Here is a 25,393-nt window from a genome sequence, read left to right as displayed (position 1 = left end):
AATAGGTTGGATAAACGAAAAAGGTGTTATGCGTGGAACGGGCGATTGCTCTAGTGGGTGTGTATGAGTTGCAAGGTTTAATCCCAGAGGCTTTAGAAGTTTGTAAAAGTATTCTTAGAAACGATCCGACTAACCAACAGGCTTTGCAGATGTATAAACGATTGAGTGCTTTAAAACCTCACTCTAAAGTAACCACCACTTCCCCCAAGCAAAAACCCACCTCCCCTTCTTTAAGCCAATATGCGCCCCTGCAACATTTCCAAATCCAGAATATGCAAACTCTTTTTATCCAAGCAACAAGCGAAGCAGAGTTACAAACAATAGAGGAATGGCTAATCCGATGGAATTGAAAAATATTATTTCCCAAACCCTTAATGAGATTAATCAAGTACGCAGTGAAACAAAACCCGCCCTTAAGAGTCCGTCTCCAAAACCCCCTGTACCTAAGCTCTTACAAGAGGATAAGCAGTTTTTAATAGATTTGGAGCAAAAAACCCTGCTTTTATTTGAGGGGCTTAAATCCCCGCAAACAAAAAATATCTCTATGAAACTAGACTTGGTGATCAACTATTTACAATACCAGCTTTACATGATTCAAGAGAGGCTGAAGGCCTATGAAGATTGATAATTTTATTTTTAATTTAATTTGTGTTAGAATTAAAAGGCTTGTTGATTAATTCTTGTGAGGTAAAAATGATCAGGATACTCATGATAGAAGATGATGCAGAATTAGCCGAAATTTTAAGTGAGTTCTTAAATCGCCATGGCATTGAGGTTGTTAATTGCGATGAACCTTATACCGGTATTAGCGCAGCCATCACCCACCAATATGATTTGTTGCTTTTAGACTTAACTTTACCTAATTTAGACGGCTTAGAGGTGTGCAAAAAAATCTCTAAACAAAAAGACATCCCCATTATTATTTCCTCAGCCAGAAACGATTTAGACGATAAGGTACAGGCTTTTGAGTGTGGCGCAGATGATTATATCCCCAAACCCTACGATCCTAAAGAACTCCTCATTCGTATCCAGTCTCTCTTGCGCCGCTACCATAAAAAACCACTCCAGGAGGGTAGTTTGCAACAAAGAAGTTCGCTCTTCCGCATCGATTCAGATGCGCGCGAGGTGTTTATGCACAATAAAAAGTTAGAACTTACCCGTGCGGAGTATGAAATCCTCACCCTTTTGATCAGTAAAAAAGGCCATGTGTTTTCGCGCGAATCTATTGCTATTGAATCTGAGTCAATTAACCCTGAGAGTTCTAATAAAAGCATTGATGTGATCATTGGGCGTTTGCGATCTAAGATTGAAAAAGATCCTAAAAAACCAAAGCACATTATTTCAGTGCGGGGAGTTGGCTATAAACTAGAGTTTTAAGTTGCCATCTTCTATCTTTAGTAAGATTGTTTTTTTGTTTGTTATCTCGGTCGCTAGTTTTGCGGCCTTTTCTTATTATTTTATCCGTTCTCAAATTGATCATGAGAACTTCCAAACCCAGATCCGCCACCAGCAATTCATCACCACGATTAACCAAGTGCTAGCCGATAGGAGTAATCGCTACTCTGCTGAGGTGTATTTGCACGAACTAGGTTTTCAAGAAATCACCCCACAAGAGCTCCATGAAATCTTAGCCAACCAGAAAGATAAAGTTGAAGATAGCGAAAACCCTCTAGCCCAAATCATTAAAGTGGGCAATAAAATATTTATTTCTCTTAAAAGTCAGGGTAATACGGTGCTATATAAGGAGATACACAAAACTTCTTACCGTAATTACTACTTTGCTATCCTGTGTGGGGCGCTTTTAATCATTCTGATTTTCATGTTCATGTTGCAGGGTTTCATGCCCATTAACGAACTACGCAAAAAGGTACATTTATTTTCTAAGGGCGAAATGGATATTGAATGCAGGATTGATCAACAAGATGAGATTGGCGATCTAGCTTTAGCCTTTGATAATGCCATTAAAAAAATCAAGGGCATGAATGAATCGCGCATTTTATTTTTGCGTGCCATTATGCATGAATTGCGCACCCCCATTACAAAGGGCATGATTGTAGCAGAAATGGTAGATGATACCCTCCAAAAAGAACGCCTTTTAGCCACTTTTAAACGACTCAATGCCTTGATTGAACAATTTGCACGCATCGAACAATTATCCTCTAAGAACTACAAAATCACCAAAGAGGTTTTTTTAATGGATCACTTGCTTGAACATGCCAAAAACATGCTCTTGCTTGAACATGGGAGTACTTGTATTCAGGCTGATGTACCTAATTGTGTTTTTGAAACCGATTTTGAACTTTTTAGTTTGGTGATTAAAAATCTTTTAGACAATGGGCTTAAATACAGCCCTAACCGGCAAGTGCGCGTTGAGGTGGTGGGTAAGGATATACGGCTTTCTAATCAAGGTCAAGCGCTTAAAGAAGATTTGATTCATTACTTTAAACCTTATTTCCAGCATGAAAAACCCAGTGATGCCCACGGGTTTGGGCTTGGCATGTATATCATCAAAAGCGCTTTAGATACTTTGGGATTTCATCTAAGTTATACCCACCATGAAGGCAAAAACTTTTTTACAATCCATGGTTGTGTTTTACAAGAGTTAACCCCCTCTTTTCTTAAATTTCCAGACCCTCAAAAATCTCTTAAAACTTCATGATTGGTTTTTATCACTCCTCTAAGCCCCCACTCCACCAAGCTTTATTGGCTTTACAACACCGCGGCCAACAAGGCATGCGCTTTACCCTCTCAAATGGTAAAAATCTGATTAACCCCTCTAATTTAGAAACCACAACTTTAGAAAGTAAACATGCAATTGGTCAAAATCTAGGCACGCATCAAGATTTTAAAAACAACCATTCTTTAGCCCTTGCCTTTTGCGGGCGCTTATTTAACACAAATTCCCCCGCCTCTTTTATTTTAAATCTCTTGGAAAAAAGCCAAGCTAAAAGTTTAATAAGCAAGGTACAAGAAATTTTGCCACAGCTACAAGGGGGTTATAGTTTTTTACTCTTGAGTACAGAGATTTTAATTGCTATGCGAGATGTGAAGGGTTTTAGGCCCTTAAGTGTAGGCTTTTTAAATGAAGGGTTTATGCTAGCTAGTGAAACTTGTGCTTTGCAGGCTCTAAGGGCAACAAAGATTAGAGAAGTTGAAGCGGGGGAAATGTTAGTTTTTTCCAAAGAGAGCATGCAAACCTTCAAACAGCCCACAAATAACCCTAGCCCCTGTGTGTTTGAGGCGATTTATTTTAGCCACCCTGCTAGCTGGCTTTTTAACCAAAGTGTCTACACTCTACGCGAGCGTCTGGGTAAAATTCTAGCTAAAGAAAAGCCCCTTAAAGCAGATTTAGTAATTCCTATTCCCAATAGTGGCACGCTAGCAGCCCTTTCTTATGCTAAAAGCCTCAACCTGCCCTTTGCCCCCCTTCTTAGCCTTAATCCTTATGTGGGGCGCTCTTTTATAGAGCCCACCCAAAAAGAACGCCTGCTTAAAGCAGAACAAAAATTCATGCTTGTACCAAATAGTGTTAAAGATAAAAGCCTAATTTTGATAGATGATTCTTTAGTACGCGGTACAACAAGCTTAGTTGTCGTGCAGATGTTAAAAAGAGCAGGGGCTAAACACATTAGTTTACTTTTAACCGCCCCCCCTCTTCTCTCCCCTTGCTTTTGGGGGATAGATATTCCAGAGGAGGGCGAGCTTTTAAGTGTAGCAGGAGAGGAAGCCTTTAAAATTGGGGCGGATTTTGTGGGGTTTTTATCACTAGGTGGGCTTAGAGAGGCTATTGGAATGAATTTTTGTGAAAACTGCTTTAAAAGGAGAGATCATGTTTAAACGCTTTAGACGCCTTCGATCCACACAAACCATGCGTACTCTTATGCGCCAAACCCACCTGCGCCTAGAGGATTTTATCGCCCCTCTTTTTATTACACAAGATTTAGAAGACAAAACCCCCATTGCCTCCATGCCCGGGGTGTATCAAATGGGTTTAAAGGCTCTACTAGAGGAATGCGCACTTTTACAAAATTTAGGCATTCAAGCGATTTTACTCTTTGGTATCCCCAAACACAAAGATGCCACAGGCTCAGCAGCCCTTAATGCTAATCACCCCGTAGCTCAGGCCACAAAAGCCATCAAAAAGCATTTTCCTACTTTATGTGTGATTGCTGATTTATGTTTTTGCGAATACACGGATCACGGGCATTGTGGGATTTTAAAAGAGGGGAATTTAGACAACGATGCTAGCCTAGAAATTTTGGCACAACAGGCCTTGATCTTAGTAGAAAGTGGGGTAGATATGATTGCGCCTAGTGCTATGATTGATGGCATGGTCTCTTGCCTGCGCAAAGCTTTAGATGAGGCTAACTTTAATCATATTCCTATCATGAGTTATTCAACTAAATTTGCTAGTAGTTATTATGGCCCCTTTAGAGATGCGGCCAACTCAGCCCCTAGTTTTGGGGATCGCAAGAGTTATCAAATGGATTTTGCTAACCGCAGGGAGGCTATTTTAGAAAGCTTAGAAGATGAGATGCAGGGGGCAGATATTTTAATGGTTAAGCCGGCCTTGGCGTATTTAGATATTTTGCGCGATATTCGTGAACGCACGCTTTTACCTTTGGCGGTTTATAATGTAAGTGGGGAATATGCCATGTTTAAACTTGCACAGGCACAAAATCTCATGGATTATCCAGCGCTTTTATTTGAAACCATGACTGCTTTTAAACGGGCGGGGGCGGATATAATCATTAGTTACCACACCAAAGAGATCGCAGAAATTTTACAAAAGGGGGCTTAATGGGAAGAGCTTTTGAATACAGAAGAGCGGCTAAAGAAAAACGCTGGGATAAGATGAGTAAAATTTTTCCTAAATTAGCTAAGGCTATTACGCTAGCAGCTAAGGAGGGCGGGGGCGATCCAGCTAGCAATGCTAAATTACGCACCGCTATTTTAAATGCCAAAGCCCAAAATATGCCAAAGGATAATATTGAAGCAGCCATTAAGCGGGCTAGTAGTAATGAGGGGAATTTGATAGAAATTAGCTATGAGGGGCGGGCTAATTATGGTGTTTTGCTCTTTATTGAGTGCATGACAGATAACCCTACCCGCACCATTGCTAATCTTAAAAGCTATTTTAATAAAACACCTGGGGCTAGCATATTAAGTAATGGTTCTTTAGAGTTTATGTTTTCTAAAAAAAGTGTCTTTGAATGCGCGCTTTCTGATCTAGCTTCCTTAGGGTTTTCAAGCGAAGATGTGGAGTTGGCTTTAATTGATTATGGTTTAGAGTCTTTAGAAATCATTGAAGATGTATTAGTGGCAATAGGTGATTATACGAGTTTTAAAGAACTCCATGAAGGATTTGATGCCTTAAAACTCCCCATTTTAAAAGCCTCTTTACAACGAATCCCCAATACTCCCATTGATTTAAGTGAAGAAGCCCTAGCCGAGAGTAGAAAGCTTTTAGACAGAATAGAAGAAGATGATGATGTCGTCGCGCTTTATACTAATATTTCTTGAGCTAGATAGCGCCTTAAAATCTCACAGGCGGCTAAACTGTCTAGTGTGCCGTCTTTGCTGGCTTTTTGGCGTTTTTTGCTAGATAAATACCAAAGATTAGTAAGCGCCTCTACACTGCTATTATCTTCCTCTATATAAATCACAGGCGCAAAGTTAAGCAAGTTAATAAAGTGTAAAACGCGTTGGCGTGTGGTGTAGCAGGTATGGGGCAACCCGACGATAAGTTTTGTGGCTTTTTTAGTTTCTAACAAATGGAGTAATTCTAAACTAGCTTGTTTGCGATTAATCCGTTTAATGGAATTAAGGGGCAGAATAATTTTTTGTGCATACATCGCAAGACCGATTCGTTTAAGCCCAATATCACATGCCAAAATCACAACAACACAATCCGCCCATTTTCTCGTTTAACCACCCCTAAAAGTTCTTGTTCTAAGAGAAAATCCCCAAACTGAGCATACGCTTCCTCAAAACTAGGCGTACTCTGGCAAAATTTCAAAAAAGCGTCTTCTGATTTTTCTTTAGGGAGATTTATGTTAAATTTTTGGGCTAATTGATCTAAAAAGGCATCTATATCATAAATGGCTTGGGCTTTATTTTGCGCTAAAAGAGATAAAGTCCCCTCACTCTCATAAAGCCGCTGGGGTAACACAAAGAGAGGCTTTTTTTGGGCTAGGGCTAAATGAGCGCTTGCCATAGAGCCGCTATTATGGCTTGCTTCTGGAATGATCACCCAATCGCTTAAGGCCACCACTAAACGGTTTCGTTCTAAAAATGAAAAACGATAAGGTTGGAATTTCTCTTGGTATTCACTCACAAGTAAGCCCTCTTTAGCAATGCGTGTAATGGTTAAATGATTACTTGGAGGATAGATTAAATCTAAACTACATGGAGAGATCATAATTGTATGGGGTAATGCATTTTTTTGGGCAATAATATCCACCCCTAAAGCCCCACCACTGACCACCACTCCCCCCATTTGTACAATGCCCTTTGCTAATTTAGCCGTAAGTTGTTGGGTGTAGACACTGGGTTTGCGCGTACCTACTAGTGCGATCTTAAAAGGAGCATTGAGAAGTTCTAAGCGACCCACATAGTATAAATTTTGCGGTGGATTTTTAAGATGCCCTAAGGCTGTGGGCAACGCGTTAAGTGAGGTGTAGTTAAAATGGCTTAATACGGGCAAGTTTGGGCCTTATCCCTTTCTAGCACAATTTCAACTTCTAAAGTATCAATGTCATGGTTAGAATTAGCCCGTACATCAATTTTACTTGTTTGGGTGTATTTTTGCACCACAGCCAAAATTTCTTTTTTCATGTCTTCAATATAGGGCAAGCGCATGCTGCGATCACAGGCTAAAACAAGTCTTAATCGGTCCTTAGCCACACTCGCACTACTAGAGCTTTTAGAAAATCTAGCAAGCAAATTCATGCAAACCACCCCTTAATAGCCCCAACTAAACCTTTTTTAGCTTTAAATTCAGGAAAGGCAACCTCCTGACCTAAAAGGCGCTGTGTGATTCGTTTAAAAGCTAAAGCGCTAGGACTTGAGCTATAAATAATGGGCTCTCCTGTATTAGTGGCTGAAATGATCTTATCATCTTCGGGTACTAAACCAATAAGGGGCAAGGCTAGAATTTTTAGTACATCTTCATTAGAAAGCATTTCTTGTTTTTCTACTAACTCAGGCTTGATGCGGTTGATTAAAATATCTTTGATTATCTCTTGCCCCTCTTTAACCTTTTGACTTTTCGCATCAATAATTCCAATCACACGATCGCTATCTCTGACACTACTAACCTCTGGTGTTACCACAATAATAGCGCGATCGGCAAAGAGCATGGCATGCTCAAACCCGCTTTCAATGCCGGCAGGAGAATCTAATAAAACAAAGTCAAACTGGGTTCTAACTGTATCAAGTAAAGCCTGCACTTTAGCCTTGTCTAAAATATTTTTATCCTTGCTCTGTGAGGCGGGTAGGAAATAAAGGTTTTTGTTTTTTTTATCATTGATGAGGGCTTGGGGTAATTTACAATTGCCCTCCATCACATCTACAACATCATAAACAATGCGGTTTTCTAAACCTAAAATCATGTCTAAATTGCGCAACCCAATATCAAAATCAATCGCTAAGACTTTTTTACCTTGCATGGCTAATCCAATGGCTAAATTAGCCGTAGTCGTGCTCTTACCCACTCCCCCTTTGCCAGATGTAATTGTGATAACCACGAGCTCCCTTAATTCTTAAATAAATACCCGCGCAAATGCGCCCCGATTTGCTCTATAGGGTGGGTTTTAAAAGCTTTTTTATGGGCTTTTATTCGCGGATAACCCTGTTTTTTTTCCTCTAAAAATTGCCGTGTAAACGCGCCATTTTGAATACTCTCTAACACCTCTTGCATGCGCGCCTTGATACCAGCGCCTACAATTTTATCCCCACTAAGAAGCCCGCCATATTCAGCCGTATTAGAAATATGCTCTTGCATGCTAGCCACACCCTTAGCATAAATCAAATCTGCAATCACCTTAATTTCATGGATACACTCAAAATAAGCAATCTCCATTGGATAACCCGCTTCTACTAAGGTTTCAAATGCTTTTTCTAATAAAACCACTAGCCCGCCGCATAGTACCGCCTGTTCGCCAAAAAGATCGCCATGGGTTTCATCTTTAAAGGTAGTTTCTAAAATCCCCACACGGCCACACCCAAGAGCACAAGCATAGCCCAAAGCAATCTCTTTAGCATTTTGCGCGCTATTTTCTTGTTCTATAGCCATGAGAGCAAAAACCCCGCTACCTTGTTTGTAAGCCTCACGCACCGCCTTACCCGTGCCTTTAGGCGAAACTAACACCACCCCCACCCCAACAGGTGCTTTAATTTGTTTAAAACAGATACTAAACCCATGGGCAAAGATTAAAGTTTGTCCGGGCTTAATATGGGGCGCAATTTCTTGGTCATAAATATCTCCATGGATTTCATCAGGTAAAAGTAAAACTAATATGCCGCACTCTTGTGCGCATGCACTAACGCTTAACACTTCAAACCCATCGTCTTTAGCGCGTGTAATGCTAGGACTTGAAGGGTATAGCCCAATTTTTACATCCACTCTACTATCTTTAAGATTAAGGGCATGGGCACGGCCATGTGATCCATAGCCTAAAATAGCAACCTTTTTAGATAAAAGTGCACCGGTATCTTGATTGGTGTAAATAGGCAAAGTTTTAAAAGGAGTGGACACGGGTTACCTTTTTGCACTATAATAGCCCCGTATTGTAGGAAAAAACAACTTAAGCTTTGTTTTATAGGAGGAGTTGTGCACCAAAACACCCAACTAGAGCTAAACTTTCTCCAAGACTTGTTGCTAGAGATTTTACAAGAATTTAGCCCGGCTAGTATCAATCATTTTTTGGCACTTAAAGAGTTATTTAGTAGCTCTGCTCCTCAAGAAATGCTGATCACACAACTACAGGCTAGTATTGCCTCCGAACAAATTTTAGATGTGATCAAGGCCTTTTCTCTTTACAATATTTTGGCTAATATCATTGAGGAGCGCTACCAGAATAAACAACCCTCTTTATTAGGCATTACACAGGCCTATAGCTCTCTTAAACAGGAAGGATTTACAGAAAAAACTTTACAAGAAAAGTTTAGCCAAATTACCTTTTATCCTGTCTTTACCGCCCACCCAACCCAATCCATGCGCCGTACTTTTCTGGAGGCTATTTATGAAATGTATCAAGACCTCTCTACACTTTTTGATAACCCTTGTAGCCCCCATGCAACCAAACATGCTAAAGAGCGCCTAGCTTATCGCTTGCGTCTTTTATGGAATAGCCACCTTGTGCGCCAAGAAAAACTAGAAGTACTTTTTGAGTTGGATAACTTACTTTATATTTTAGAAAACTCACTTTTGCCTAGTTGTTTAGAGTTGTTTCAAGAAATCCAAGAAAAGTTAGATCAACCCATAGAACATGCCCTAATTCAGTTGGGTAGCTGGATAGGAGGCGATCGCGATGGCAATCCAACGGTAAGTAATGATCTAGTACGCCAAGTGATCTTAATCCAACATGATTTGATTCTCTCTTTGTATTTAAAACAGATTAAAAAGTTGCGCCGTGAGCTTTCTATTTCTGCTGATCTTTGCCCCATTTCAGAGGATTTAAAGGCAGATTTAGAGGCACATTATTCTAAACTGGACTTGACAAGTGCTAGATTACACATTAAAGAGCCCTTTAGAGCCAAGTTAGTTTTAATGGAGTTAAAGCTAAAAAACCGCCTCATTGCTCTAAATTCCCCTCTGCCTATAGATTTTGCTTACCAAGATGCTCAAGAATTACTCGCAGACATTACGCTATTACTTAAAAATCTCAAACCAAGTTTACAGCGCTCGTTATTGCACTTTAAGCACTTGGTACTTTTAGGCGGGTTTCATTTATTGCGCCTAGATTTTAGAGAACATAGAGAAGTTTTTCTTTATGCTCTGAGTGAGGTTTTTAGCCTGCTTGGTTTGTGCTCTGGTTTTCATAACCTAGAAGAAGATCAAAAATTAGAAATTTTAGATCATGCCCTTAGTTTAGAACCTTTAGCTCTTTCTACGCTACTGCCTAAAGTGAGTGAGGAGTGTAAACGCCTCTTAGAAGCTTTTTTAACAATCATATGGGCAAAGATTAAAATTGCTAATGCCACCTTTGCCTCTATTATTGTCTCTATGACTACTCAGGCTAGCGATTTGCTTTGTGTGTTATGGCTGGCTAAACAGGCTAGATTAAACCATCCCCACCAAATCTACATCACGCCCCTTTTTGAAACCATTAATGATCTCAACCATGCCCCACGAATTTTACAAACCTTGTACGCCAATTGCCACTATAAAGCCTATCTAAAAAGCATGGACAATAAACAAGAAATCATGATTGGCTATTCAGACTCAAGTAAAGATGGGGGGATATTTGCCAGTAATTACAATCTTTACATCGCTATTAGTGAGCTCATGGCTTTAGGGAAAGAATTAGGCATTCAGTTTATTTTATTCCATGGACGCGGGGGGAGTGTGAGCCGTGGGGGTGGGAGTTTAGAAGACGCTCTTTTAAGCGCGCCTCTTTATAGTGTGCAAGATACCTTAAAAACCACCGAACAGGGTGAAGTGATTAGTTCTAGGTATCTTAATGCCACTAGCGCACACAAAAATCTTTCCAATATCATGGGCGCTTTGTTGAAAAAATCTATCTACGATACACATGGCATTTCCCCACCTAAAAGTCTAGCCACACAAACCATGCAAACTCTCTCTACTCTCTCTTATCAAACCTACCGCCAACTATACACCATGCCCGGTTTTTTAGACTATTTCAAATATGCTACTCCCATTGCCTTTATCCAAGAACTCAATCTTGGCTCTCGCCCGGCTAAACGCAAGGAAAGTAGTTGTATTGAGGATTTACGGGCTATTCCTTGGGTCTTTGCTTGGACTCAAAACCGCAGTATTTTACCCGCTTGGTATGGGGTGGGGAGTGCTTTGCAAAGTGTGCCCTTAGAACACTTACGCGATCATTACCAAGAGGGGGGTTTTTTTAAGGTCGTGTTAGATAACATCGCTCAAGTGCTTTTAAAGGTTGATCTAGACATTGCTAAACAATACCACTGCTTTGCCCTCCATACTCAAAATGCGACTCAGATTTGGGAATGCATTAAAAGGGAGTATCAAATAACCTTGCGTTTAGTATTAGCGGTGCGCTCAGAAACAAAACTTTTAGAAAAAGACCCGCTGATACAACAAGGTATTTTATTTAGAAAACCTTATATCAACGCTCTAAACTGCTTACAAATTGAGCTTATTAAAGTCTTTGATCAGGCAGATAGCTTAAAACAGGCTAAATTAAAGCTAGCAATAGAAAGTACTTTAATTGGCATTGCCCAAGGGCTACGCAATACCGGTTAGGAGTGTTAAATGGTTTGGATTTTTTTAGTGTATGCAGCGGTGGCTTCTTGGTTACAGGCCTTAGCTATTGAAACCACCACAGATATTTTTCTAAGAAAGCAAAAATCAGGGCATTTTAGCGGACTGGTTCTTTATAAAAATAACCCCCAAAAACATTTAATCGTGGAGGGGACTTATAACATTACAAGCAATATCCTTACTTTAAAAGCCACCCAGCTTAAAAAATTGCCCCTTAAAAAACATGCTAAATCTCAGATTTATCCCCTTTTACAAGTACAAGCCTCTGAACAACTAGGGAGCATTTTACCCTCTAAAATCAGCAAGGGTACACATATTTATTTTAAAGAACTAGGCACACAGAAAATATCAAATATTTTGGGTATGGGTGATTTAAATGACTCACACCCTAAGCCTAAAACCTCCCGTTTTATCCCATCTACCCACCCGGTAACAAGATTTAGCGCAAACCCTACAAAAATAACACGCAACCAACAGAACCCGCAAACTCAAAGCACCCTCACAGAATCTAATGCGCGTTTTTCTAAACCTAGTACTCTATCTACTTTAAGCACTAAAACAAGTACACCTACAAGCAGACGCACAAGAACTTCTAGTGTCTCAAAAACTTCTAGAACTAGCACGCGTGCGCGCTCTGCTCGCACCGGTACTACTCCGCGTACAACAAGTAGAAGTACAACTAAACGCACCAGTAAAACTTCTAAAACTTCTAGCTCTTCTACTAGGACTTCTTCTAATCAAAGTCATAATAATACCTCCACCGCCTCTATCCCACAAGACTCACAACCCTACACATCTAATTCTGCTAATAGCCAAGATCTAACAACCTCTAATCCCCCTGATCCTGACCAATCAAGTTATGTTTCTCCTGATGATAATCTACTTCCCATGCCCATTGTTCAAAACCAAACCCCCACACAAACAACCAATACCAAACAATCCGCTCAATTAGAAACGCAAAATACCCCAATAGATTTAGATTTTATTAACGATGATACCCAAGAAGTGGCTTGCGGTTATTGGACTTATGAGGATGATAAATTACAAGCCATCCGCCCTACTTTGATGCGTCGTTTAGATAGAGCTAGCGGGCAGTATTTAGACATTAGCCCTTGTAATTTTGATAGCACCTATGGCAAAAGCGGTAAGATCATTTTAGCCTACACACAATTACCCGATCAGATTCAAGAATTTGCCCCCGTTAAAACCACGCACACCTTCACACTCAGCAAAGCCAATTACTCAGAAAAATTATGCTACCGTGCTAGAACCCGCCAATGTTTATATATTGAGCCTAATAGTGTGCAAGAATGGACGAGTACCTACTCCACAATCACTATTAGAACCACTAAAACTTATAAACGCCCGCCTCAAGTAGGGAGTGATACCTCCACAGAATATAAACAAATCTTAGATGAGAATAAAGCAGAACGCAGCACAATTATTAATAAAGACGATCTACACCTAAGCCCGCAATTTATGGAATTTGTAGAGGTGTATGAGGGAAAGTATTTAGATAGTAACACGGCTAACGCACCAGAATACTTAGCTTGGAAAGAAAAAGTAGTGCGCCCTAATCAAGGTACATGTAGCCAGTATGCAATTGAAGAACTTAGTCGCAATAAGAAAGTACTGCCCAGTATCCACAATACCAAAATTGTGTGTGTAAAAAGTGGGGATTATCTACTAGATCAAAATAAACCATAAACCAACCCAATACAGATTTTTAGAAAATCTTAAGTTAGTTGTGATACAATCCGTGTAATTATTAAAAAAAATAAACTTTTATTACTAAATCCGTTGCTCCAAGTTTTAGGTTATTTTCGCTCTTAAAATTTTCAGAACAAGGAGTTTTAGTTGCATAAAAAATTATACTGGGCTTTGGTGGCTAGTTTGATTACTCAAGCAACTCTAGTGGCTAAGGATAAAACCTACACTTTAGGTAAAGTCTCTACATCGGGTCAAAAAGATAACACGGATTACTCCGGCCATGTTAATTTAGGTTATAGCGGAATTACAGCCCCTAAAAGTTGGCAAGATGAGGAAGTTAAAAAGTATACCGGTAGCCGCACGGTGATCTCTAATAAACAACTCACACAAACGGCTAATCAAAGCATTGAAGAAGTCTTGCAAAATGTCCCGGGAATGCAGGTTAGAAACACAACAGGTGTAGGTGCGATGCCCTCCATTCAAATTAGAGGCTTTGGTGCGGGCGGTTCAGGGCATAGCGATGCAACATTGATGTTAGTTAATGGTATCCCAGTTTACATGGCTCCCTATTCTCACATTGAATTAGATATTTTCCCGGTTACTTTCCAAGCCGTAGATCGCATTGATGTGATTAAAGGCGGGGGAAGTGTGCAGTATGGGCCTAATACTTATGGGGGGATTGTTAATATCATCACTAAACCCATTCCTAAGCACTGGGAAAGCCAAGTAGCAGAGAGAGTTACCTATTGGGCTAAGGCTAAAAACGCCGGTTTTGCTAGCCCGCCTTCAAACACAGGTGATTCCTCCTTTCTTAAATCTTTAAGTAATAATATGCTTTATAACACCTATGTAAGAAGTGGGGGGATGATTAATAAACATTTTGGTGTACAAGCACAGGCTAACTGGGTTAATGGGCAGGGCTTTAGAGATAATAGCCCAACTAATATCCAAAACTACTGGCTTGATGGGGTCTATGATATTAATGAAAAGAATGGGATTAAAGCCTACTACCAATATTATAAGTTTAATATCGCCCAGCCCGGAAGCCTAAGTTCGCAAAACTACCAACAAAATCGTTTTATGAATCAACGCCCCTTTAACGCCAAAGGTGGGCGATCCCAGCGCTTTGGGATTGTGTATGAAAACCACTTTGGCGATCTAGACAAAATAGGCGGAACTTTTAGCTTTACCTATTACGGGCAATTCATGACAAGGGATTTCCAAGTAAGCTCTAGTTATAACAGCGCTAATATGGTTGAGTGTTTTAGTGCGGCAAGTTGTGCGGCTCAAGGTCTTGCTGGTTATAACTTAGCCATGCCCTATTATGCGACTAATTATAATGGCTGGGCAGAGGTAGAAAACCCCGTGCGATCTATTAATAATGCCTTTGAACCTAAAGTTAATTTGGTAGTTAAAAGCGGCAAGATTAAACAAACATTTATTATGGGTTTGCGCTTCATGACAACAACCTTTCTACAACGCCAATACATGAATACCAATGAATGCGCCACACAAACTAGCGGTGAGGGCAAAGATTTTTTGTGTGCGGGGGCTAATGTGATGAGTGGTTGGCAACCCCATATTAAACATGGCCTTTATAGAAATTGGAATGATTGGCACAACAACTACACGGCGATTTATTTAAGCGATCGCATTGAAACGAGCAATGGGCGCTTTTTTGTAGTGCCCGGTTTGCGCTATGCTTTGGTGCAATATAATAATGAAAACGCTTCTAACTGGGTTTCTATCCCTGAGAATGATTTAAAAAAGATCAAGCACATGAATAACTGGATGCCCTCAACTAATATTGGCTTTATTCCTGTGCAAGGCGATCACACTGTGCTAACTTACTTTAACTTCCAGCGCAGTTATGTCCCCCCCCAATTAGATGTTTTAAGTTATGGTGGGGCGGAGTATTTTACCCAACACTTTGATGAGGTAGAGGCCGGTGCGCGCTATACCTACAAAGAAAGCTTTAGCTTTAATGCCGATTACTTCCGTATTTGGGCACGCGATTTTGCAACAGGCCAGTATTCTGTTTATACCAGTGGCCCGATGAAGGGCAATGTGCGCCCGGTGGATGGTTATTCTCAAGGCGTTGAGTTAGAGATGTATTATAGACCGGTTAAGGGACTCCAACTCCATGCGGCCTTTAACTACATTGATACCCGTGTTACAAGCCATAGCCCTTTAACAGATCTAAACGGCGATGTTTTACCCGGCACAAGTTATAATAAGCATTTTCCCTTTGTAAGCCCCTACCAGTTTATTTTTGATGCGCGCTACACCTATGCTAAAACCACCTTTGGGCTCTCTAGCTATTTTTATAGCCGTGCTTATAGTGGGATTAGTAATAGTGCAGCAGGGGGTTATTATGGGACGCAGTATTATAGCGGAGGGAATAATTTTGAAAGTGTGCTAGGTAGTGGCTATCAATGCGCGGAGTTTTGTATGACCCAACATGAAGGGCTCTTGCCTTGGTATTGGGTGTGGAATATTGAAATAAGCCAGATATTTTGGGAGAGCGGGAGACATAAAATTATGGGGAGTTTACAGGTAAACAATATTTTTAACATGAAATATTTCTTTACCGGTATTGGCTCTAGTCCAGCGGGGTTACAATCTGCCCCGGGGCGTTCGGTTACGGCGTATTTGAGTTATCAATTCTAGAGGCAAATTTAAAGAGATAGGGTATAATACTCGCATTTTCATTAAAAGGTTAGCGATGTTGCGATCTCTTTACAGTGCGACAACCGGAATGTTAGGCCAGCAGACTCATATTGACACCACCTCTAATAATATTGCCAATGTTAACACGGTGGGTTTTAAACGGCAACGAGCAGATTTTAACGATCTGTTTTACCAAGCTTTGCAATATGCTGGTACCTCTACTTCTGATACGACTAGATCGCCAAATGGCATTGAAGTAGGCTTAGGGGTGCGCACGGCTAGCGTAACTAAAATGTTTTCTCAGGGTAGCCCTAAAGAGACAGAAAACAACTTAGATATTGCTATTACTGGCAAGGGCTTTTTTCAGATCCAAATGCCTGATGGCTCTACTGCTTATACCCGCGCGGGTAATTTTAAGATCGATGATCAAGGTAATATGGTTACAACAGAGGGGTATTTACTCATCCCACAAATCACCTTCCCCCAAGATACCACCCAAATTAGTATTGGGGTAGATGGCACGGTTAGCGTTACACAGGGCAATGCGAGTACTTCTAATGTGATAGGCCAGATCACTTTAGCTAATTTTATTAACCCAGCAGGTTTACATGCTCTAGGGGATAATCTTTTAGCAGTAACTTCAGCTAGCGGCCCGGCTATCGTGGGTAATCCTAATAGCGATGGTTATGGGCAGTTGCGGCAGGGTTTTTTAGAATTAAGCAATGTGCGCCTAGTAGAGGAGATGACCGATCTAATCACAGCCCAAAGGGCTTATGAAGCCAACTCAAAGACTATCCAAACCGCAGATAACATGCTCCAAACGGTTAATAGTTTAAAACGGTAAGGACAAGATTTACTTAATCTAAAGTAACCGCCATCCTGCGGATATGATTTGATGCAATGTTAGTGATTGGTTTTTTTTAATATGCCTTTTTGGAATTTTTGATGCAGTTTTCAGCCATAGAGATTTGGCGGTTTGGGAGCACATAAGGTCTTTTTTAACCAATACTGAGTTTGGCAATCTTTTCATCGTTGTTTAAAAATAAATGCGCGATGTAGCAAATTTTTATACTTTCTTGTGATGGAAGATTAATCCCCAAATTACTTAAATCTAATTTGTAGTCGCACTTAATTTCTAGTCCTTTATCTAGACAATAGTGGGCAATGTCATCAACGAGATTGACAAAATCTCCTGTCAATTTATCTTGGGGCATGAGTAAATTGTAACCATTCAATCTTACAGTGCGTAAAAGACCTAAAAGAGCAATTAAAGAATTGCCTAAATGATTTAGGCTTTTATCATCTCTACTCTTTAGTTTCTTAAAGTTCTGCTCCATGTTTTTTAAAGTACCCTTTAAAAGCTTTTGACAAGTTTCTTGTTTTAAGAGCTTGTAAAAATCCTCCACATGCCATAGGGCTATTTGTATCACAAATGTTTGCAAGTGTGGTTGTAAACTCAATGTATGTTCTAAAATCTCTTGTGATTGCGTGCTGGCTAGATAGTAGCCTAAAAATTTCAATTCAAAAAATTTTTTAAAGTAGGGGGTGAGTGAAGCTTGTTGTTCAGAGCTTAGTAAATGCCCTAGTGGAGCAACGCATTTTATCCATTCTTTTATGGGTACATTTGGCTGAGGTTTATCTAAGAGTGCATAGATTAGTTCTTGTAATTCTTTAGGAATCTGATCTAAGGGGCGTTTGTTTTTAAAAATAGATGAGAAACTATCTCCTAATTTTTTAAAGTAATTTTCCAAAGTTTCTATATGGTGGATGCGTTGTCCCTCTTTGGTGGTGTGATCTGCGACTATGGCTTTATTGTTTTTTGTGATTTTGACCTGAGCCATTAGATAGGTGTTTGGCTCTAACATTTCTGCATTACATTTAGGAAAATATTTTATTTGTCCATCTTGTGTAAAACCATACCAAAAGCGGACCACAGGGGGATTATGTGAGGGGCATTCTAAGTCTATGTAGTAATCGCCTGTCCTATTTACCCCCCTCTTTTGTGGCACATGTACTAACACATAATTTTTAAGAAAATTGGTGGCATTTTTAACCAACCACTCTTTTAGTTGTTGCGTTTGAGGAAACTTGGGATACACCTCTTTGTTAAAACATTTTTCTTGAATATTGGCGGTGATGCTAAGGTTAGGATTTTTTATAGAGATAAAGCGGATATGATAGGGAGTTTCATCTTCATAGCGGTATTCTAGCTCCACTTTGCATTTAATGTCTTGATCTTGAGGTTGAGTTCTTAGGCGGAGTTGGTAGGGACTTGCTTTGTCAGCGATATTTAAGTTAAAAATATATGTGTCTGTGTCTGGCTCTAACATGAAGGATTCTTTAATGTCAATAAGACTTCCTTCTAATTCGCTAGACTCATCTACTAGTGTGAAGTTTTTAAAATACTTCCCATCAAAAAACTCAATAGAGAGATTAGGCAAGTGATCTCTATAGAGGGATTTGCCTGCCTTTATTAGTGTAAGTACGGCTTGCATATTTTCTAAAAGTTCTTTAGGTTCTGGAGGGTGGATGCGTAAAATCTTATTTTTAAAAATTTTGGTGTATTTGCTGTAAGACTTTTTTAATGCTTCTAATACCTCTTTGTCTGTTTGATTGCCAATATCTAGCGTAGGGTAGCGCACAAATCTTTTTAAGCCCTCAGGGGTAGTCTCTACTAGCAAGGGTGTAACCCAAAAGTCTGAGGATTCTTTAATAATCACAAAAAGGGTATCGCCCGGTTGGGATATTTCTAAATATTTAAAAGCACTAACCACGCTTTTAGGCAAACTCCTAGAGGCATAAAAATGTGCAGCAATAGCTGCTTTTAGGGGTCTAAAATCTAGGAGATCTACATGATCTGGGATCAAATAATTTAAGCTAGTAAATTTAAAGCGTTCTTTAAAATCCTGTAAAAATACCTTGAAGGCCTCTAGGCTCTGAGCTTTACAATCCTTTAGAGCTCTAGGCAAGGTAAAACACCCGCTTAAATTCAAAATCCTAGCATTGTTGGCGTTGATCCATATGCCATTGAGATTTTGTTTAGTGAGTAGGGGCAAGGTTTTAAACACACCGTCTAAGAGTGCAGGTGGGCTGTCTTGAAAAAGGTCTATGCAAATAGATTTTTTGGGTCGTCTTGGATGGAAAACAGTTCTTTTGCCGTCCAAAATACTAAGTTCTTTTAAAGTCTGTAGCGCTGTTTTTCTAATATTCTCAAAAGAATCGAGGTTAGCAGTGGGCAAGCTCCAATCTAAAAGACAATTAGCTGGATTAAAGTTTTCTACATCTAAGGCGCAGGGTAAGATTTTAACATCACTCCAAAAATGCAAGATCATCAGCATTTCTAGGTTTAAAAGATTCTTTAAAGAGAGCTTTGGAAGTTCTAGTGGGCGGTTGAGTTGTTGGTGTGCCTTAAAAATTTTGCTGTAGTAGGGGTGGTGTAAGAGAATATTATTAGGTGTAATGTGCCGGTCTTCTTGAATTTGGCTTGCCTCTTGACTTCCTAGCCAATGGCGCATTTTAGCAAAGAGAGGGGCAAACTCTTTTAAGTCTTGACGCAACGAGGCGGTGCGCAAAACCTGTTTGACAAAGCGTTTCAAAAGCTTGTTTTCTGTAGTGTCCACCTCTTGGTATCTTTGCACCGCTAGGATTTTATTATCTTTCAACCTGTCTTTTATGGTGTAGCCGGGTTGTTTGGCAAGCCACAGCGCACAGCGCACATCAAATTCTTTTGCCAAAGAGATAGGTTTTTTAATGTGGGTACGTTTGGTGTTGGTGTGGGGGTTAGTGAGTAAAATCTCTAGGGGATTTTTGACATAACACAAAAGATAATAAAAATTATCCTTACAGATGGCTTGCTCATAAGAAAAGTCTAATAAATTTTCTAAAAAGCTAAAGAGATCGGGGGTTTTTAATTTACCCGTACTCAAGTTAAACCCACTATTTTGGCGTAACCAACTAAGGATTTTTAAACACTCTATGTTTTCTGGTAAATACAATGCTTCAATTAACATTTTTAGGCAGTAAAGTTTCCCATTCTTTATTACTTAGGTAGTCTGCGCTATTCCAAATAAATTGGCGATAATCATTCTTGGTAGCGTTTTCAAAATCTGCTCTTAAACCTAGTCCTTCTTGTTCTAATAAAACCTTAATAGCGCTCAAAGTGGTTTCTCCGGTGTCCTCCATTTCTAATCCACGCAATTTAGGCACAATCTTTTGCACTACTTGTTCTTCAAAGGCAAATCTTAAAGCCAAATTGCGTTTACTATCCTCGTTTTGATAGTACAAAACTAGGGGATGGGAACGCATGTAAAATTCTATACCCTGCCACACCCGATGCCCAATTGCTCGCCCGGTTTTGCTTAACGCTTCGTTGATCTGGTTTGTAAGCTCTTTATAGTGCTCCAAATCCCCACCAAAGCGTTCTTTTTGCCATTTTTCCCAAATTTCTTTAGGGAGATATTTAAAAGTGTAGGAGTTTTTTTTCTTGTTGGGGTTTTAATCCTTGTAGTTTTTTGGTCTTGGGAAGTTTAAACAAAAAGCCCGATCTAAAACTTTATCTGAAAGTGCTTTTGTACTCTCATCCTCATTCATTGTCCCCACCCATAACAAATTATCCCCCAAAGGGCGTTCCCAAAAAATACCCGTACCCAGCTTGATTCCAATATTAACCGCACCTGTGCTTGTTAGCTTCTGCTCTAATTTGCTTAAAAACTCCGCAAAATATTGTTCAATGTGTGCTAAATTCATCTCATCAAGCAAAATCAAGTTCATCCCCTCTTGAAGGCCGAAATCTCGTTTATCCTCTACATTGTTTGTTACAAAACGACTGCTATAAGTGGTTTGCACAAAAAAGCGTAAAATTTCTGTGGAGTCGAATTTATCCTCTACCATGTTGAAATACCCCATCATCGATTCGGGGCTGTCCCAAGTAGGCGCAACAGGCTGGGCTAAGAAGTGAAAGCCTCCAAAATGAGCGTAGAGTTTAGGTAATTCAGATTTACCCGTACCAGAGACTCCTAAGAGTACACTAAGAGGGGAGTAGGTGGCAGATTTTAAGGCGGTGTGGAAAGCATAAAGAAGGCGGGTAGGATAAATAATGCCTAAATTTGCAATCCCGGCTTGGATATAGGTTAGGTACTCTATTTCGTTGGCGGGTTCTAGCTTTTCATGATTAAGGTCTTTGTGGGTGTGTCTTTCAATTTGATCTAGCACGCTGTTAATGCGCCCCTCTGTTTGCTTAGCCGTGCTTTTGTACTGAGAGAGCAAGTTCTGGATTTTTTCATCCTTTGCTAAATTTTCTTGCTTTAAAATTACCACTTCTCGCTCTAGTTTCTCTTTGTTCTCCTTTAAATGCCTAAGGTCAATCTCTGTACTCTCAAGCTTCCCGGCATTGTCTTTGAGTGTCTTATTTTCTGCTTGGAGTTCCCTAAGAGTGTTGTTTTCTTCCTTTGTAAGCTTCTCATAACGCAGTTTAAGATCGTCATGGTCCGCTTGTTCTTTTTCTAAATCCTGCTTCAATTTTTCATTTTCTTTATCCAAACTCTCTAATTGTTTGTAGCGTTCCTCTTGTTGGCATTTGCGCAATGTATCTTCAAGTTCGTAAATTTTCTCATTTTCTTTTCTCAAACGCTCAATACGCTTCTCTTGATCCTCAAGTCGTTTTTGACATGATTCAAGCTCTTCTTTTACCTCTTCTCTTGCCTTATTTTTTATTTCAGTTTCAAAGTTGTCTAGGGCTTCTTCTCTAGTCTGTATTCTTTGTTCTTTAAGCTTGAGTTCTGCTTCTTTTTTAAGGATTTGGGTTTGTGTTTTGACTAGCTCATCTTCTTTAGCCTTTAATTCCTGCATGGCCTTATTGGTGTTTTGATCGCACTGTATTTTAAAATCCTGCATAGCCTTTGTGCTTTGTTGCTCTAATTCCTTTTGCAAGTTTTCTTCAACCGCCTTTTTACGCTCGTTAAGATAAAGCCTTGCCTCTTGCTCTGCATTTGTTTTGCATTTTGCCCTGTAACTTTCATTCTCCTGCCAAAACTCTTTAAAGTCTTGAAACTTCTGGGTTTCTTCACGAAATTTTTGTTTTTCCTGAGAAAAAGCCTTTTTTTCTTCCTCTAGGGCATTTTTTTTGGCTTGTACTTCAGCAAGCGCATCTTGTCTGGCTTTTTCTACCCTTTTGTTAGCTTCTGCTTCTCTTTGTTCCAATTCTGCTTCTGTCATGCCATTTCTCCAACTAAATTTTTAAAATAGTCTAAAGCGTCTTGCGCCAAATCTGTTAAATCCTCAGAGCTTAAACGGGCTAGGCTAGATTTAATCTCATTGCTATGCCCTCTATAATCTACAAGATTGTTGATAAGCCATATTTCCTCTTGTGTGGGTTTTGCATAGCTTAAAAACACCAAGAAATGCGCCCCTAAACTCGCTGAAAAGCCCAAAAAAGCCTTTTTCAAATAATTTAGACTCACCCCTTTTAAAGCCTTGCATTCGGTAGGTTTGGGTTTGGTAGGTTTGGTAGGTAATTTAGCGATGAGTGTAGCTTGAGATTCTTTTATGGGGTTATTTTCTCCATTTAGTTTTCTAAAAACCCTTTCAAAAAGCTTATAAAGGTTATCCACAACTTCTTTATGCGCCATGCCCTGATAACTTTGCATGTCTGCACTTAGATAAAAATACACATTTATAAGTTCATTTTGAGCCTCCTTTTCTAAGCAATCATACAGCTGGCCAAACTGATTGCGTGCCTCAATAGCGGCGTTTTGTTGGTAATCTTCTATCTCATGGATTTCTGGCATATCTTCTCTTCTAGGGTTGTCTAAAAACACTTCCACTAGAGTATAAACTTGATCCCTCCACTCCGTGATTTTGGCAGGATCTAAGGCTTTAAGGCGATCATCTTGCCCTGCTTTACCCCCATGATTTGTTAGATTTCTGTAGGAATTTAGATTTTTAAGGCTATGGATAAAGTCAGGGTATTTGCCAGCCACCTTAGCAAGTTTTTGATTCTGTTCTTGCAATAAACATTTTAAATGTAATTGGATATTTAGCCTTTCTTTGCCATGAAGCCAAGAAAGCACCTTATCTCCTAACTCAAACCCCATTTCTTGGGCGTTTTGCTCCACTATTTCCATGCGGATATCTCCTTGCACTTTTGCAAAATCCTTGAATATGTTCTCACACAGACTAAACAAATCCGCACAGGCTGTTTTTGGATTTCTGCTAAATTTACTTTCAATGTTTTTAAGGGTGCTGTCGTATTTTGTGGGGTTTGTAAAAGGGGTTTCTTGGATTTGTTTATGGGCTTTGCCCTCCATTTTATATTGGTTGCGTAGGTTTTCTTGCAAACTATGAGAGGCATTCTGTTTAAAACTTTGAGACAGCACATAAGACGACCCCCCAAACCCATCGCTTATGTTAAATTCTCCATTAAAAAGCACACCAAGCTTACAATGCAAATAAATAAGTTCTCCACCTGAAACCTCCTCAGGTTCGCCCTCTAAGTGTTCTTCTGGGTGGTTTTCATTATGACGCTTAAGGGCATTTTTAAGCTGTATAAGTGTCGGGCGTGGATTTTTTTGAGGTCTGATAACATAAGCCCTTACTTTCTCTTGCCCTGATTTAAAAAAGACTTGTTTATCTATGTCGCTAGGCAAAATTGTTTGTGGCTCTGTGGCAAAGACTTTTCCTAAAACCTTTCCACTCAAAGAATCTTGTAAAAAATAGACAAGTTTCGTCCCCTCTTTGGTCTCCTCTGGCTCTTCTATTTTTTCCAAACCCGGGTTGTTTTGGGTGATCTTTTCTAGGATTTTGGGTAATATTTCGCTTAAATCAAGCCCATTGCCCACTAAACCTAGCATTTTTGCCAATTCATTATTAGAGACTTTAGCCACCTCTTTTAATTTCAAGGCGGTGCGCTCTATCAGGTTTAAAGTAAAGCTATTGCTCTGTACCCTTAGCCACACGGGGTAAAGATAACAAGGCATTAAAATATCTGTCTTGTCTTTTAAATCTGTTGGGCTACTTAGAATTTTCATAAATCCTGCCCTCCTGTTTGCATAACTCTATAAAAGCATAGATTCCGGGGGCTTGCTCCTTTGTTTGGGATTGATCAAAAAATTTAAAATTCCCCACCACAATCAACGCCTTTTTTTGGCGGCTCATCGCCACACAAAGGCGGTGTGGGTCCTTAAGAAACTCACTAAAGTAAGAGCGCACCATAGAGAGAAACACAATGTCAAATTCCATGCCCTGAAAAGCATCAATCGTACCTATACGCAACTTCCCACAACTCTCTAAAGCGTTAAAATTTTCTAACTTTTCAAACTCTTTATACAAGGTCTCCTTTTGTGCCTTATAAAAGGTGATGATCCCATAACTTAGATTGGGAGCTTGTTGGTAAAACTCCTTATACAGCTCTAAAATGCGCTTTGCTTCTGTTTTAGACATCCACGAAATCCCCTCTTTTTCATCCGATTTAGGTACATCCACCCAAGCGCAAGGTTTGCCCTCTATAAGGGGGTGTTTAAAATGGGTGGCATCTAGGGGGGATTTGTAGCCCTCTGCATAGGGCTCATAAAACACTTTACTCACCAACTGCCCTAAAATTGGATGGGTTCTATATTGCTGATTTAAAGTGATTTGGCGCTCTTTGCCATCAATAGCTTCTAATTCTTTTGCCCTCTCTTTTAATTTACCAAAAATGCTGCTTTTAATCTGATCTTCTATCTCTGCTCTTGCCTCTTCATCCTTTCCACTCTTAATTTTGTCTAAGATTTTATCCTCAATAATGGGGGGTAACTGGCGGTGATCTCCAACCAAGATGATGCGTTTTGTAGCGCGCACCATCACTAAGAGCAAATCTAAAGGGAGAATCCTAGCTGCCTCATCTACAATTACCGTATCAAAGTAACGCCGATCCTCTTTGTCATTAAAAACTTGTTTGGCTTTTGCATTAAGGGCTTTCTCCACTTGTCCGGTGGTACTAGCAAAGACAAAACTATAATCGGTGAGAAAAGAACGCATATTCGTGCTATTTTCAAGCTTGTTGACATACTCCAAGAGGATTTGGCTGATTTTATCAGTAGGGGTGCGACTTTTGAGTTTATCCAAAAGGGTGTTGGCAAAATCTATCACATCCTCATTGCACTTTGCCCTAGAAAAATGCGGTTTAGGGGTGCACCGCTCAAGCAAGCGTTGGCGCAATGCTTGGAGTTTTTTAAAGTCCGGCTGTGTGGCTTGTAAAAGTTCTTTTTCCTTCTCGTCTAACGCCTCTTTAAAGTGGCTATATAAAAACTCTTGATGGCGCACTAAACCATCATCACAGAAACTTTCTTGCAAAGTGCGTATGGCATAAATGGGGGCTAGTTGGCCAATGTCATGGGGTTTAGGGCTAAATTGTGTTTTTAAACTCTCCCATTTGTCTTGTAATTTTGCATCTAAATCAAGTACAGAGCGGCACTCCTGCCCTACCCACTCCAAGAAAGCCAAAGCCAGAGGGGCTTGCTTGTACTGATTTAAAGCTTTTTCTAGTTTATTAATCAACTCTTT

The 25,393-nt window shown here is 39.8% G+C and carries 21 protein-coding genes; 11 read left to right on the top strand and 10 right to left on the bottom strand.

Features of this window, described 5'->3' with window-relative positions; genetic code table 11:
- Window positions 1–32: 32 nt before the first annotated feature.
- The 7 genes from G6Q06_RS04780 to G6Q06_RS04750 all read left to right on the top strand — a co-directional run bounded on the left by G6Q06_RS04780 (window position 33) and on the right by G6Q06_RS04750 (window position 5,523).
- Window positions 33–350 (top strand): hypothetical protein, encoded by a 318-nt coding sequence (locus G6Q06_RS04780; RefSeq protein ID WP_163565876.1) that lies wholly within the window; start codon window positions 33–35, stop codon window positions 348–350.
- The gene (locus G6Q06_RS04775; RefSeq protein ID WP_163565875.1) at window positions 341–625 is read left to right on the top strand and encodes a CiaD-like domain-containing protein; all 285 of its coding nucleotides are present in this window, start codon (window positions 341–343) and stop codon (window positions 623–625) included. The genes G6Q06_RS04780 and G6Q06_RS04775 overlap by 10 nt, the downstream gene beginning before the upstream one ends.
- Window positions 626–693: 68 nt before the next feature.
- Complete coding sequence (locus G6Q06_RS04770) at window positions 694–1,377, top strand: response regulator transcription factor (RefSeq protein ID WP_163498630.1); 684 nt, start codon at window positions 694–696, stop codon at window positions 1,375–1,377.
- 1 nt (window position 1,378) lies between these two features.
- On the top strand, window positions 1,379–2,659 hold the full coding sequence (locus G6Q06_RS04765; protein ID WP_163533331.1) for an ArsS family sensor histidine kinase: 1,281 nt from the start codon (window positions 1,379–1,381) through the stop codon (window positions 2,657–2,659).
- Entirely contained in the window at window positions 2,656–3,837 is a 1,182-nt protein-coding gene (locus tag G6Q06_RS04760) for an amidophosphoribosyltransferase (RefSeq protein ID WP_163565874.1), read from the top strand. The genes G6Q06_RS04765 and G6Q06_RS04760 overlap by 4 nt, the downstream gene beginning before the upstream one ends.
- A complete protein-coding gene (gene hemB / locus G6Q06_RS04755; protein WP_163565873.1) occupies window positions 3,830–4,801 on the top strand; it encodes a porphobilinogen synthase in 972 nt (323 codons plus the stop codon). The genes G6Q06_RS04760 and hemB overlap by 8 nt, the downstream gene beginning before the upstream one ends.
- A complete protein-coding gene (locus tag G6Q06_RS04750; RefSeq protein WP_163533328.1) occupies window positions 4,801–5,523 on the top strand; it encodes a YebC/PmpR family DNA-binding transcriptional regulator in 723 nt (240 codons plus the stop codon). The genes hemB and G6Q06_RS04750 overlap by 1 nt, the downstream gene beginning before the upstream one ends.
- On the opposite strand, the gene ruvX is transcribed toward G6Q06_RS04750, so the two are convergent.
- The 5 genes from ruvX to ilvC are packed head-to-tail and all read right to left on the bottom strand — an operon-like array spanning window position 5,505 to window position 8,737.
- The gene (gene ruvX, locus G6Q06_RS04745) at window positions 5,505–5,900 is read right to left on the bottom strand and encodes a Holliday junction resolvase RuvX (RefSeq protein ID WP_163565872.1); all 396 of its coding nucleotides are present in this window, start codon (window positions 5,898–5,900) and stop codon (window positions 5,505–5,507) included. The genes G6Q06_RS04750 and ruvX overlap by 19 nt on opposite strands.
- The gene (gene dprA / locus G6Q06_RS04740) at window positions 5,897–6,706 is read right to left on the bottom strand and encodes a DNA-processing protein DprA (protein WP_163565871.1); all 810 of its coding nucleotides are present in this window, start codon (window positions 6,704–6,706) and stop codon (window positions 5,897–5,899) included. The genes ruvX and dprA overlap by 4 nt, the downstream gene beginning before the upstream one ends.
- Complete coding sequence (minE, locus tag G6Q06_RS04735) at window positions 6,694–6,951, bottom strand: cell division topological specificity factor MinE (RefSeq protein WP_034376430.1); 258 nt, start codon at window positions 6,949–6,951, stop codon at window positions 6,694–6,696. The genes dprA and minE overlap by 13 nt, the downstream gene beginning before the upstream one ends.
- Window positions 6,948–7,748 carry a septum site-determining protein MinD gene (gene minD, locus G6Q06_RS04730; RefSeq protein WP_163534618.1) on the bottom strand — a complete coding sequence of 267 codons (801 nt, stop codon included), beginning with the start codon at window positions 7,746–7,748 and terminating at the stop codon, window positions 6,948–6,950. Before minD ends, minE begins: the two co-directional genes overlap by 4 nt.
- An 8-nt stretch (window positions 7,749–7,756) precedes the next feature.
- Window positions 7,757–8,737 carry a ketol-acid reductoisomerase gene (gene ilvC / locus G6Q06_RS04725; RefSeq protein WP_163565902.1) on the bottom strand — a complete coding sequence of 327 codons (981 nt, stop codon included), beginning with the start codon at window positions 8,735–8,737 and terminating at the stop codon, window positions 7,757–7,759.
- Window positions 8,738–8,833: 96 nt separating this feature from the next.
- On the opposite strand from ilvC, the gene G6Q06_RS04720 reads away from it, so the two are divergent.
- The 4 genes from G6Q06_RS04720 to flgG all read left to right on the top strand — a co-directional run bounded on the left by G6Q06_RS04720 (window position 8,834) and on the right by flgG (window position 16,700).
- Window positions 8,834–11,458 (top strand): phosphoenolpyruvate carboxylase, encoded by a 2,625-nt coding sequence (locus tag G6Q06_RS04720; protein WP_163565870.1) that lies wholly within the window; start codon window positions 8,834–8,836, stop codon window positions 11,456–11,458.
- Between the two features lie 9 nt (window positions 11,459–11,467).
- Window positions 11,468–13,183 (top strand): hypothetical protein, encoded by a 1,716-nt coding sequence (locus tag G6Q06_RS04715; RefSeq protein ID WP_163565869.1) that lies wholly within the window; start codon window positions 11,468–11,470, stop codon window positions 13,181–13,183.
- Window positions 13,184–13,333: 150 nt separating this feature from the next.
- Window positions 13,334–15,856, top strand: a complete 2,523-nt coding sequence (locus G6Q06_RS04710; protein WP_163565868.1) for a TonB-dependent receptor family protein — start codon at window positions 13,334–13,336, stop codon at window positions 15,854–15,856.
- A 55-nt stretch (window positions 15,857–15,911) separates the two neighbouring features.
- A complete protein-coding gene (flgG, locus tag G6Q06_RS04705) occupies window positions 15,912–16,700 on the top strand; it encodes a flagellar basal-body rod protein FlgG (RefSeq protein WP_163533321.1) in 789 nt (262 codons plus the stop codon).
- Window positions 16,701–16,854: 154 nt separating this feature from the next.
- Here flgG and G6Q06_RS04700 read toward each other — a convergent pair whose 3' ends face one another.
- The 5 genes from G6Q06_RS04700 to G6Q06_RS04685 form a co-directional block, all read right to left on the bottom strand.
- Window positions 16,855–19,866 (bottom strand): hypothetical protein, encoded by a 3,012-nt coding sequence (locus G6Q06_RS04700; protein WP_163565867.1) that lies wholly within the window; start codon window positions 19,864–19,866, stop codon window positions 16,855–16,857.
- Complete coding sequence (locus G6Q06_RS08580; protein ID WP_240329237.1) at window positions 19,856–20,260, bottom strand: hypothetical protein; 405 nt, start codon at window positions 20,258–20,260, stop codon at window positions 19,856–19,858. Before G6Q06_RS08580 ends, G6Q06_RS04700 begins: the two co-directional genes overlap by 11 nt.
- Before the next feature lie 90 nt (window positions 20,261–20,350).
- Window positions 20,351–22,069, bottom strand: coding sequence for a restriction endonuclease (locus tag G6Q06_RS04695; protein WP_240329235.1), 1,719 nt, complete (start codon window positions 22,067–22,069; stop codon window positions 20,351–20,353).
- Window positions 22,066–23,880, bottom strand: a complete 1,815-nt coding sequence (locus G6Q06_RS04690) for a hypothetical protein (RefSeq protein ID WP_163533319.1) — start codon at window positions 23,878–23,880, stop codon at window positions 22,066–22,068. Before G6Q06_RS04690 ends, G6Q06_RS04695 begins: the two co-directional genes overlap by 4 nt.
- A complete protein-coding gene (locus G6Q06_RS04685) occupies window positions 23,864–25,387 on the bottom strand; it encodes a DEAD/DEAH box helicase (RefSeq protein ID WP_163565866.1) in 1,524 nt (507 codons plus the stop codon). Before G6Q06_RS04685 ends, G6Q06_RS04690 begins: the two co-directional genes overlap by 17 nt.
- Between the last annotated feature and the right edge of the window lie 6 nt (window positions 25,388–25,393).

It is taken from the genome of Helicobacter suis, from assembly GCF_902196135.1.
GTDB classification, from domain to species: Bacteria; Campylobacterota; Campylobacteria; order Campylobacterales; family Helicobacteraceae; genus Helicobacter; species Helicobacter suis_A.
The sequence above is the reverse complement of the archived record's forward strand: the minus strand, read 5'-3'. Positions and strand labels throughout refer to the sequence as shown.